Below are 11,564 nucleotides of genomic sequence, written 5' to 3'. Positions count from 1 at the left end.
CTTCAATCTTTAAAAATGGAGTACTTGCAGACAGCCCATCGATGCTGCGTGCTTCCTTTCCTAAGTATACCATAAACAAGAAGAATATGGAAAAGATTGAAACCTCTTCTTTTCAGCAATCCAAAAAAAATAAAGAAAAAAGCATTAAGCACCCTTGTATATCAGGAATACTTAACGCTTTTTTACTAGTCCAGCCTCATATTAAGTAAACGGGTTATGGCTCTTCTCATAGCCAATTGTCGTTGTCGGGCCATGCCCTGGATAGACCGTTACTTCGTCACTCAGTGTGTACAGCTTTTTATGAATCGAATTCAACAATGTCTTCATACTGCCGTCTCTCAGATCCGTTCTCCCCACACTTTCGCGGAATAGAACGTCACCAGCGAACAAGTGCTTGTCATGGAGGAAGCTCACACTGCCTGGCGAATGCCCCGGCGTATGCATCACGTAGAAGGAATGACCGATAAGCTCCAGCGTATCCCCATCTTGCAGCAAATGTTCGGCTGGCTTCATAGACATTGGCGGCGTTACTTGCTGCCACATTGTCGAGCCATTAAGCTCTGGTGTTGTAAGCCATTCTGCTTCAAGCTCATGAATGTACACCGGGCATGGGTGTGCCTTGCGTACGAGATCCACACCGCCAATATGATCGAAATGCGCATGTGTGAGCAATATTGCCTTCACACTCAGCCCATCGAGCGCCTGCAGCAATCGATCTGGATTCATACCGGGATCAATAACGACCGCTTCCTTCGTCTCTGCGTTCGTCAACAGGTAAGCGTTCGTTTGGACAGGACCTAGGTTGAAACTTTGAATCGTAAACAATATCTTGTCAGCTCCTTGCTATATTAAAATCCTGACAGCAGTTCTCTCAACTCGCGCGTAATTCGGGCTTGATAGCCCGTTCCCTCGCCATATTGCTCCAGAATCCGCTGTCTGGCTATTTTTAAATTATCTTGATAATCTGGTGCTTCACGATCCGGATTCTCTTGCTTGAATCGAATCATGTGAGCCTGAACATCGCTTGGACGCGGTCCCCATTGACCAAGAACAAAACCGCCCGTATCTGCAAAAATAACGATTGGAACGGATCGTCCGCCCATTGTCAGGAATTGATCCATAATCTCGGGGAACCGCTCCATAATCAATACCTCAGTACTGATACCTGCTGCTTCCATAGCGCGGAATACAACAGGTACATTGCGAACTACATCGCCACACCAATCTGCCGCCAAGATAAGACAGCGGATATCATCACGATATTGGAGTGACTCGAAAAACTCCTTTTCCTCTTCACTTGACCAAGCAAACTGATCATACCAGGAAATGAAGGCTTCCTTGTTTTTTTGCATAGAGTCGATAAATGCTTGCGGTGAAATTCCTTGACCCAATATATTCGCTACATGTTTGCTCATTTCGGGTTCTCCTCTTTCCGCTTGGATTTCATATATTTTATAACAAAATATATCGTGAGACCGGCAAGTGCAATCAAAATAAATGGCTGTACATAAGGTGCCGCCTTCTCATTAATATGTTCCCACTGGTCTCCAAGCGCGTATCCCAAGTATACGAAAAGGATAGTCCACGGGATTACAGCCAGTGTTGTCAGGAACGTAAATCTTCCTACCGGCATCTTGGATATCCCTGCTGGTATGGAAATCGCGTGACGAACAACCGGTACGAAGCGTGCAGAAAAGATAACGCCTGTTCCGTACTTTTCGAACCACTCTTCTGACTTCTCGATATGATGCTTGCGGATCAGGATGTACTTCCCGAACTTCTCCAAAAAAGGACGTCCGCCATATCTGCCGATCGCATATACAATCAGCTGCGCCAGCACCCCGCCAATTGTACCGAAAATGACAGCGCCAATGAAGCTCACCTTACCAATCGAAACTAGATACCCACCGTAGGCTAACACGATTTCGCTCGGTATGACTTCAATCATGAGCCCCAGCATTATTCCCCATTCCCCTAGCTGCTGCACCCAGTGAAGCAGCGAACTTACCACATCATGTATCCATGCCATAGCTCGTCTCTCTCCTTTTTAATTCCCAGCTTATTCTATCATACGGTTCATCATGACTCCAATCGTCGACTTTGGCTTTTTCGATCTTGGTGTTCCTTTTACCCGGAACAAACCAAGTCATGCGCCAATCTAATCATGCATACACATAGACTAAGCTTAAGCTTGTACTCTCAATCATTTTCAATAGTCATAAATGCTCCCCCAATATAACTGCCCGAGCAAGCACTAATATGTGATACTCATTTAGTTAAAAGGAGGTTTCAAAAATTGACACGCTTTTGGATCGTTTCTCGCAAGCAATTGCGAATTGGTGCAATTGTATTCTCTGCCATACTGGTCGCCGCAGCGTTCTGGCGATATGAATCCGTTCGTTCGGAGCAGGCCGTAGAAGCCGATCCCCAATCGACCCGAATTGTTTACATGGTGACCGGAGAAGTGAAATCCAAGCTGGAAAATGGCAGTGAAATCGAAATGTACCAATTCATACCCGGAACGGTTCATGCTAAAGCCGGTGAGCGTGTAGAACTGCGCATACGAGGGGGTAACGGCATAAAACATGATTTCGAAATCGAAAGCATGAATCTAAAAGGAAGCATCGAGAAGGACAAGGAAACCGTAATCACCTTCACTGCAAAGGAAGGCGTCCATCGCATCGTCTGCCTAACCCATCCGGATATGAAGCATGAGGGCCCGATGGTAGGCTATATCGTAGTAGATTCCAAATAGCGTGTAACAAGGCACCTAGGTCGGAGACCTGCATATGATGAACATAAATATGCAGGAAAGGAGTCGTCATCGATTGAAAGCCCCGAAGGAGCGCCATGCAAGGCCTCTTCCTACCGCCAGAAGAATCCGCCGTGCCTGCAATAATGAATTGTATCGAACCATTAAGCGAATGAACGTCTGGATTCCCGAGGATCTTGTCCAGCAAGGAGAACAATTATATTACCGCAAGGTAATCGAGAATTTGATCTGGATTCATGAGAATGGAGCCAACCGCAAGAAGCTGTCCGATTGGTGGGACGAGAATGTATCCGCCGAGTTAGCTGCGCTGTGGAATGTGGAGCAGGCCAAATTATCCGCAAGCTTCCGGAAATCATTCGGAGGCTAGCTTTTTCTAATTTACCCAAACTGTCGGCTGCCCTCCGTGCAGCCTATTTCTATTGTCTTTGTTCCACCGGAGCTCTCGTAGACGTGCCAATTGGATTCAGTATATGATGATAAGAAATAGACGCTAAGGAGGACTTCATCTTGAGAAATATCGTATGTGCACTAGATTTGCCGCCTGAACTTCTGGAGCACGTTCGGATCACTGCACCAGGCTTCAATATCATTGCTGGACGAGCTAAAGAACTGGATCGTGACGTGTTCCGCCAAGCTGAGGTCATATTCGGATGGTCACCCGCCGTCAAGGAAGAATGTTTCTATGATGATTCCCCGCTTCGCTGGATTCAGCTATGGACTGCCGGGGCGGATTATGTACCGATGGACGCGCTTCGCAAACACGATATCACACTCACAACTGCTGGAGGCGTGCACCCGATTCCGATGATGGAGACGGTATTCGCTATGCTGCTTGGCTTTACACGTAATCTTCCGCAAGCGATTCGCAATCAAGCTCGCCATAACTGGGACACGAAAGGAAAGTTTACGGAGCTGCACGGCAAGACGATGGGGATTATCGGTGTCGGTCAAATCGGTACAGAGGTTGCACGAATCGCCCAAGCTTTCGGTATGCGTGTCCTAGGTGTCCGCCGCTCTATTCGGTCGACTGATCATGTAGATAGCCTGTATACAATTGAGCAGTTGAATGAAGTCCTGCCTGATTGCGACGTAGTTGTAAATATATTGCCGAAAACCTCACAGACGGTGAACTTGTATGATGAAGCTGCGTTTGCCGCCATGAAGCAAGGAGCGCTGTTCATTAACGTTGGCCGCGGGGCATCCGTGAAGACAAGCGCACTTACCGACGCTTTGAAAAATGGCCATCTTGCAGGTGCAGGCCTTGATGTGTTCGACATCGAACCGCTGCCGGAGGATCATCCATTATGGTCCATGGATAATGTTATCATCACCCCTCATATCGGGGGCAATACCGATCAACTGAAGGAACGTGCTGTAAGGCTGTTCCTTGAAAATTTGAAGGCCTATGTTGAACATGGACAGCCTGCCCGCAGTATTGTCGATTACGATAAGGAATACTAAGAATAAGTGAAATCAAGCTTCTCACGAACAAAGACCGATCCAAGAGCGGTAATGGCTCAAGGATCGGTCTTTGGGCTATGTTAGGGAGATTAGCCGATAACGGGAAATGCTTCGACACCTGCCGGTACGCTGCGCATTCGGAACAATATTCCTCATAGTCGAAGATTTGTATCCGAAGCCTGCATTCGTTAAGGTTTACATTTTGTTAAAAGCGAACGACTCCAAATCTGTCGAAGGGACTTGTTTCGAGCACCCTGCCGTTCACAAAGACACGGGCAAAAAATCCATTCGTTCTGAAAGGAACTCCATGAGACTGAACCTACAATACCGTGAAACAATGTAAAATCGGCCCAAGTATTCGCGTCCTGTTGACATACTTTACGCGCCTAGACAAGCGTGTTGTCGAGCGTTTTGGATCCTTCTGCGGCGGTTGGATTCACGGTAGCTTCTTCATCATCGTCTCCTCTTTCGTCCATGAGTTACTTCCCTAGTAACGTATGTTCGCAGAGAGGTGTGCGTGTGGGCATGTATGTCAGCCGCCTATAAACTACTGAATCATCCTGTATGAAGCAATGGAGCCATATGCACGCTTCGCTTCCTCTGTCAGCGCAAAGCGTTTATCGTTGGCAGGCTTGTGCATTCGCTGAACCAGCAGCACTTCCGATTCGTAGCGGCGATACAGTCTGCTCGCCGCGGTCGCATATAAAGCTGCTTGTTCGCGATTCGCATCGAGATGCGCCGCGAGAGCCAGCTTCTCAACCGCTTCGGTCTGCAGCGTGCGATCGAAGCGGTCGCTGCTTACCGCCGCCTCCCACCAAGCGGCGGCGTCATTAGCGCGGCCCAGGCGCATGCTTGCCAGGGCGAGCGCACGATAGAGCCCCTTGCCGTCGCGTTCATAGCGCAGCCCTTCCTCCAGAAGGGCAAGCGCTTCCCGCGGAGGCAAGGTGCGGCTCACGGCGATGCGAAGCGCCGTGTTCGCAGGCGCCCAGCGCAGCGCGGCCTCTTGCTGCGCATGCGCACGGGCTAGGCCGGCAGCGCCGGTGGCCCTGTCGGCAGCAGCGCTGGCTGCCGCGGCGAGCTGTTGTGCCACAAGGTGGCACGAGGCGAGCACAACTGCGGCTGCCAATGGCACGGCGAGCAGCAGTGCAACGAACTGCTTGCTGCGATTCGTGTCCGTATGCCGAGCCATAAAGCATAGTCTTACCGCTTTGCTGTTCATGTTCGCTGCGTCGTCATACATGCCAAGCGTTAGAAATGCAGCGAGCAGCAGTCCGACAAGCCCATAAGCCATGTCAAAATCAAGCAGACTATGTGCCAGCACCATTGCTGCTGCCATTCCCCACCCAGCATGCCGACGCCATACCATAATCCATGCTGCAATCAATAGACTGACGACAGCCAGAGTCCATACCAGCCCGACATCAAGCAGCATATCCAGGAGGCTGCTATGCACTTCCTTCCCCACATATGGCTGGCTCTGTATGCGGCTGAACTGCTGCCGCCATGCATCCCCCCCTGACCCGAACCATGGATGTTCCCTCCACAGCACTAGCGCATCTTTGTAGAACATCGTGCGTGCACCAGCAGTGGCATAATGATCCGTAATCCGGCTGCTTGCCCCTGTAGGCAGCAAGTAGCTACTGCATAGGAGCAACAGCAGCATGATCGCTGCAAATAATCCGCTTTGCAGCCAGCGAATCCGACTCCGATACAGCAACACCCCTCCAAACAACATAATCGAGGCAATCCAAGCAACCAATAGAGGAAGCGGCAGCCAGCCTTTTCCGCTTTGCCATATGGAAGCACTCCAGGAGGCAGCCGCGAATGACCATGCCCCAAACCAGAGAAATGTCAGCACATAGGCAATGCGATGCCCTTGCGCCCTCCATATTCCGACTGCCCATACTATACTGAACACGATCCAAGATCCTCTCGATTCACTAAGACCAAGGACGGCTAGATGAGGAACAAGCGGGACAGCTATGATCAGCCATTGCTTGAAAGAACGACGTGTCAGCCCGTTCACCGATGCTCGAGCTTGAAGCGCTATGTATGCCGTTTCGTTCAGATGATATAGTGCAAATGCCCCCGCAAGCACGCCAAGTGTATTCGGATATTGGACGATCCCGCCTAAACGAAATCCCAACGCCGATAATTCCGAATTTCCACTCACCATCACACCGGATTCATTCGGCACCCATCCGTACAGCATGCTAAGCGCGCTGATACTGATCAGAAATCCGACAAACAGCAATATACCTGTAATATTCCTTTTGGCCTGATTCCCCCCTCTGTTCAGTACAATGGCCAGCAGCACAATCCATGCCAACAACATGGCGTTTCGAATAAATTGCATCTGCGTGCCATATACGGTCGCAGGCCCTAGGGCCCAGTTTACGGAATATCCAATCATGAGGAGAAGCGGATACATGAGCGGAAGTGGAAGTGCCGCTTCCCAATTCGATTTCCATTTGACAAGCATGCCTGCCGATACCGCACATAGAAGGAGCGACAACACAAGCACATCGCGATCATAGAACAAGCCCTGCCGCCACAACGCAACAAGCAGTACAGCAAATAGGATTCCGATTCCTATATACAAGATAACTAAATTGCTGTCTCCGTCTCGTTGAAAGCCCGCCTTCATCAACACCCTCCCTCCTTTCTCGATTCTACCAATTCTATATCTATTATGATGGACAATCAAAAAGAAGGCCAACCCTATAGTTGACCTTCTGTCTATAACACTTCTAATTCGTCAGCAGTGCCATTACAATCTTGGCACGGACGAAATTATTATCACCCTTCGTGAACAGCCATTGCTGAGCGTCCACTATATTATAGTTCGATTCCCCTCTAGCAGCAGCCAGCTCCTTCAGTTCCCGAATGACCTTTTCTTTTCCTGTCAGTTCAATGGCATGTTCCAGCTTTACCGTGGATCCATCATATTGATAGAGACCGTATTTGCCCGCTTTAAGCTCCTTAGATTGACCACCTTGTTGATCAATAACGAACTTTAGGCTGCCCGCATTTGTAAGCTCCGCCTTCCGTGCGTCCCCCACAGTCACTTGCTGTTCAAGCTCTGCTTGCGTAGGGAGATATGTGGTGAATGGCGCCATATAATATTCCCCGTTATTAGCTGGCATCATTTCAACTTGGTTATCCACTTCAGGATATGTACCGGCAATCCCTACAGCAAGCGGCTTGCTGATATGTAGTGCAAGTTTGCCATGAACGGTGCCTCCCCGTTTATCATCAGCCTCTATGATGAGTTCGTCTTCTCCCTCTGCGGAAAGCATTGGGCTAATCAAGATCTGATCACCGCCCAGCAGACTAACTTGCACCTTGCCATTTTTAGACCGTATGGAATAGAATAGCTCATCATTATCCGGATCAGTAAATAGATGCTCTATTGAAATATTTGTCTCTACACCTTGCAAAAGCTGCAATGGAGCCTTGGGATCCGGTGTAAATGCAGGTTCTTGGTTCACTTTAAAATCTTTATAATAGGTCGCTGTTACGGACTCAGTACCGACCTTTGTTGTCAACTTGAATACCCATCTCTCATCCCCAGCCTTCATAGCTATAGCTGAAAATGGACTGCCCGGTTTACTTGTATCTTCACTTACTGGACTAAAGACACCGTTGTTAGACGCGTATTGAATCTGTCGATCGTTGGTTTGGCTCCAATCAGCATCAAATAAATCTCTAAAACTAATGATCTCAGCAGAATAAAGCTGCTTATAGCTATCTTTATAGTCATATTCATTAATAAATTTGACCGTTGGAATCTGGATCGGTATTGCCGGATCCGTTACCGTTACCGTAAATTTATGATAGATATCTTTCCCATTGGGCTGAGTCCATTTGTATTCGACTGTGGTTGTACCTGCCTTGTGAGGATGAATGACATACTGCTGCTGCGGCAAATCAACATCAACAAGCGCAATCCCGGGATCAATATTCGTAACTTGCTGATACGTAACTCCTACAACAGTTGCCGGAATGTCCCTTCTATCCTCTTTATCCTTCACCAATGGCTGGTACGGAATTTTTTGAATCACTTTATCCGGAAAACGATTATTTACCCTCGCCGCAGAAGTTACTGATGGAAAGGCGCTTACTAGGAGCGCGATGCCGATACACCAGGCTAATATAATTCGTAAATGACGAGAAGCAAGCTTCAAGCATCTCCATCTCCTTTCTCTCCTACCATTTCATATCTATGTACCTGAGAAAGTATACACTATTCTGGCACGTTATGGGCGAGCTATTTTTGAATTATTTGATTTACGATCAATATGAAGCTTGATCTGTTCCCGCATAATAAATGCACGCAGCGAACGGAACGCAGAATCACTGGTCACCTGCAACTTAGCGCCATAGAAAGTATCCTCTTCGCGCATCATCGTGCGAATAATTTTCAATCGGCAAGGCACAGCAAAGCCAAGCTGCAATTCAGCTTCTGCTTCGCTCCCCTCCTCTAATGGAAATGCTCCTGTCATATAAAATCCGACGCCATTCAGGCTAATATCTTCAATTTGAATCGGTATCGGCGTCGGCGTAATTGCTATCCCCTCTGTCGGTCGTGGCGGCAATACATATCCATGCTTCCGTACCTCAATCCGCGGATACAGGCGTTGATCTGTAAATTTACGCTGCTGATGCGGCGGATGAATAAGCAGCAAAGAGCCTTCATGCCGCGCTACCGCCTGGGTATGAAAATTGAAGATGCCCACCGCTGAATAAATGGTCACCTTCAGTGATTCTCCAAGTTCAAACCGCTCGAACTCAGGCAGTTCTACCTCCATGACATCACCTTCTAAATAAGACAATACTCCCGTAGCAATACAATTATCTCCCTCAAGCACTGTACGACTGTGCAAAAGCGACATTAGCAAGTACTCCGGAGTATCTGTGACATAAGCTCCCGTCATTGACTGTCAACCTCCTAGGTTTTTCGTTTGCAGTACAGCCTATTGTTCCGCTTTGTCCCCGCTCTGTTCGTCCATCCTGCTCATGCTGTTCGGATCGAGCGGACATAGGCGTCCTGCATATTCTATTGCGACAACGTAATCTGCCCTGATCGATTACCGATGTATTTCCCTATGACGGGCATTGACATGTTATGTTGCCTAATCCAATTCTCCTATTCCTCTATATCGTCCAATTTCAATGGAATTTGAAGAGAAACATGTTGTTAGTTGTCCCAGGAGACGCCTTAAGTACGCAAGTGTGAACCTGTCTTCCTTTCCCTTACACCACTGCCCGCTCCATGTAAAATGGAAATGAAAAAGAACCCTCTAGAAGACTAGAAGGTTCTTTGGATTTGAATGATCGATATTTACATCGTTCGCTGACAGCCTCGTACTGCGAGCAGATCTTCCAGCGCATGCTCTAAATAAGGATCTGCCTTTAAAAACTGTCTGAACGTCTCATATTCACGCCACATCTGTGGATCGGTCTTTGACTCTTGCCCATCAGATTCTTCTGTACGAACAGCACGAATAAGAATATTTTTTGGTGTATGCTCCATGTCTATGAACTCGAGCAGTTGCGTGCGGTAGCCAATACAATCAAGCAACTTAGCCCGCAGCCCATCTGTCGCGAGTGCACTGAACCGCTCCTTTAAAATACCGTGTCTTAACAAAGGCTCCAATACACTCTGCTCAACCTGACGGTTCAGTTCATGCTGACAGCAAGGCACGGATAGAATCACCCGCGCTCCCCAGCGGACGGCCTTGTTCAGCGCTGCATCTGTTGCCGTGTCGCATGCATGCAGTGTAACCACCATATCGACCTCATCGGTTCCTTCATATTGGGCAATATCACCCATCAGGAAGGATAGTCCTTCATAGCCTAGACGTCTTGCAAGCGCCTCGCACCGTTCAATAACGTCCCGCTTCAGATCCAATCCGACAATGTGAACGGGAAGCTTGGATTCTACATGCAAAAAATGATACAACGCGAATGTCAAATATGATTTACCACAGCCAAAATCAATAATGCGCACTGTGCGGTTACGCGGAAGATGCGGCAACACATCTGCCACCATTTCTAAGAAGCGATTAATCTGCCGGAACTTATCGTATTTCGCTGCGATAACATTGCCTTCCTTGCCCATAATGCCCAGTTCCACCAAGAAGGGAACCGGAACACCCTCATTCAGTACATATTGCTTCTTCCGGTTATGCGACACATCTACCTTGCGCACAACTGCAGCTTGCTTGCGAATCGTAACCTTGAATTTCTTGCTGATCAATACCTGGTAGTCGCCCTCTGTTGTCCGCAGCAGCCCCTGCTTGAATGTGGTCTCAAACAAAGACATCATCTTTACAGCCGCTTCTGTTAATGGTACATTATCGTGCGTTACCTTGTTAGCATAATGGTATTCGAATTGAATCTGAATTTGCCCGCGCAGCCGCACTGGTTTGACCAACACCTTGGTGTAACCTTCTTCCGGCTTGCGCCGCAGCTGGCTGAGCACCGCACTGCTCAATATTTGTTCCTGTACCACTCGTTCGACTAGCTTTGTTAATTGTTCCATTTTGTTAACCCCTACCGTTCCATATGCAATGCTGTAATCTTGCTAATATCCTCTATGCCAGTATGAATCTCCTCCCGGCTTAAACCGCCCTCTAGCAGCAATTCATCTGACATTGCATCCAGCCGTTCGTAAAATTGCAAGGCTTGTGCACAGCGATTTACTACCTGTTCTGGTTGATGCATCTCTGCACGACGCAGCCATATGAACAGAGAGTCCTCCGCGTCAGCCAAACGCCCTTCCCGTTCGAACCAGCGCCACATCTTTTCTCGCAGACGATCATCGATATGATAGCCCTTGATTGCCTGATAAATCGAATCCATCGCCTCCTGTACGGGAAGCAGCCTTCGATCACTGCCATGTGCAGTTGCCTCTATCAGCAGCTCGTAAGACTTCATCAATCTTCTTATATATAACGTCTCTTCCGTCCCAGCTTCCAACGTACTTTCTCCATACCGCGGCACTTCGGTAGCCCCATACGGCAATGCTGCTTCATTATTTCTGCTGCGTTCCCACTCCAGCTTAGCCCGCTCATACAGCACGATTGCCAAGGCTTGTATCTCATCCGCATGCAGGCGTTCTCCTGTCCGGAACAGCCGCATAATGTCCTCTGCCTGGAGCTTATCAGCAAGTTCTCCGCTCATACGGAAACGGCGCTGCAGCAATTCATCCCACTCGACAATCAGTTGTTCACGCTTTTTCTTCTCCCTAAGTCCAAGCGTTTGGCCAATCATGCGAGTCATCTCTTCAATTAATCGGAGCAAATAATCCCTTTGGTGCATGACA

At 48.3% G+C, this 11,564-nt stretch carries 11 protein-coding genes; 3 read left to right on the top strand and 8 right to left on the bottom strand.

Features of this window, described 5'->3' with window-relative positions:
• Positions 1 to 201 precede the first annotated feature (201 nt).
• Genes ACQ5BJ_RS23750 through ACQ5BJ_RS23740 form a run of 3 tightly spaced genes read right to left on the bottom strand, consistent with a single transcriptional unit; the run spans position 202 to position 2,029 of the window.
• On the bottom strand, positions 202 to 825 hold the full coding sequence (locus ACQ5BJ_RS23750; RefSeq protein ID WP_005551243.1) for an MBL fold metallo-hydrolase: 624 nt from the start codon (positions 823 to 825) through the stop codon (positions 202 to 204).
• A 23-nt stretch (positions 826 to 848) separates the two neighbouring features.
• Positions 849 to 1,415: a thioredoxin family protein gene (locus tag ACQ5BJ_RS23745; RefSeq protein ID WP_171415407.1), complete on the bottom strand. Its 567-nt coding sequence runs from the start codon at positions 1,413 to 1,415 to the stop codon at positions 849 to 851.
• Complete coding sequence (locus ACQ5BJ_RS23740) at positions 1,412 to 2,029, bottom strand: DedA family protein (RefSeq protein WP_268620044.1); 618 nt, start codon at positions 2,027 to 2,029, stop codon at positions 1,412 to 1,414. Before ACQ5BJ_RS23740 ends, ACQ5BJ_RS23745 begins: the two co-directional genes overlap by 4 nt.
• Positions 2,030 to 2,296: 267 nt before the next feature.
• Here ACQ5BJ_RS23740 and ACQ5BJ_RS23735 point away from each other — a divergent pair, with 267 nt between their 5' ends.
• The 3 genes from ACQ5BJ_RS23735 to ACQ5BJ_RS23725 all read left to right on the top strand — a co-directional run bounded on the left by ACQ5BJ_RS23735 (position 2,297) and on the right by ACQ5BJ_RS23725 (position 4,234).
• Complete coding sequence (locus ACQ5BJ_RS23735) at positions 2,297 to 2,755, top strand: cupredoxin domain-containing protein (protein ID WP_005542771.1); 459 nt, start codon at positions 2,297 to 2,299, stop codon at positions 2,753 to 2,755.
• Positions 2,756 to 2,828: 73 nt separating this feature from the next.
• The gene (locus ACQ5BJ_RS23730) at positions 2,829 to 3,140 is read left to right on the top strand and encodes a dehydrogenase (protein WP_430112661.1); all 312 of its coding nucleotides are present in this window, start codon (positions 2,829 to 2,831) and stop codon (positions 3,138 to 3,140) included.
• 140 nt (positions 3,141 to 3,280) lie between these two features.
• A complete protein-coding gene (locus ACQ5BJ_RS23725) occupies positions 3,281 to 4,234 on the top strand; it encodes a D-2-hydroxyacid dehydrogenase (protein ID WP_005542775.1) in 954 nt (317 codons plus the stop codon).
• Between the two features lie 547 nt (positions 4,235 to 4,781).
• On the opposite strand, the gene ACQ5BJ_RS23720 is transcribed toward ACQ5BJ_RS23725, so the two are convergent.
• From ACQ5BJ_RS23720 to ACQ5BJ_RS23700, 5 genes are all read right to left on the bottom strand, one after another.
• Positions 4,782 to 6,881, bottom strand: a complete 2,100-nt coding sequence (locus ACQ5BJ_RS23720) for an O-antigen ligase family protein (RefSeq protein WP_430112658.1) — start codon at positions 6,879 to 6,881, stop codon at positions 4,782 to 4,784.
• 103 nt (positions 6,882 to 6,984) lie between these two features.
• The gene (locus ACQ5BJ_RS23715; protein WP_430112656.1) at positions 6,985 to 8,421 is read right to left on the bottom strand and encodes a hypothetical protein; all 1,437 of its coding nucleotides are present in this window, start codon (positions 8,419 to 8,421) and stop codon (positions 6,985 to 6,987) included.
• A gap of 72 nt (positions 8,422 to 8,493) precedes the next feature.
• Positions 8,494 to 9,171: a PilZ domain-containing protein gene (locus tag ACQ5BJ_RS23710; protein WP_005542778.1), complete on the bottom strand. Its 678-nt coding sequence runs from the start codon at positions 9,169 to 9,171 to the stop codon at positions 8,494 to 8,496.
• A 407-nt stretch (positions 9,172 to 9,578) separates the two neighbouring features.
• Positions 9,579 to 10,781, bottom strand: coding sequence for a class I SAM-dependent methyltransferase (locus ACQ5BJ_RS23705; RefSeq protein WP_005542779.1), 1,203 nt, complete (start codon positions 10,779 to 10,781; stop codon positions 9,579 to 9,581).
• An 11-nt stretch (positions 10,782 to 10,792) separates the two neighbouring features.
• Positions 10,793 to 11,560, bottom strand: coding sequence for a DUF6483 family protein (locus ACQ5BJ_RS23700; protein WP_268600085.1), 768 nt, complete (start codon positions 11,558 to 11,560; stop codon positions 10,793 to 10,795).
• Positions 11,561 to 11,564: the final 4 nt, after the last annotated feature.

Origin of the sequence: Paenibacillus sp. B1-35, assembly GCF_050474385.1 — a bacterium.
GTDB lineage: Bacteria > Bacillota > Bacilli > Paenibacillales > Paenibacillaceae > Paenibacillus_B > Paenibacillus_B alvei.
The sequence above is the reverse complement of the archived record's forward strand: the minus strand, read 5'-3'. Positions and strand labels throughout refer to the sequence as shown.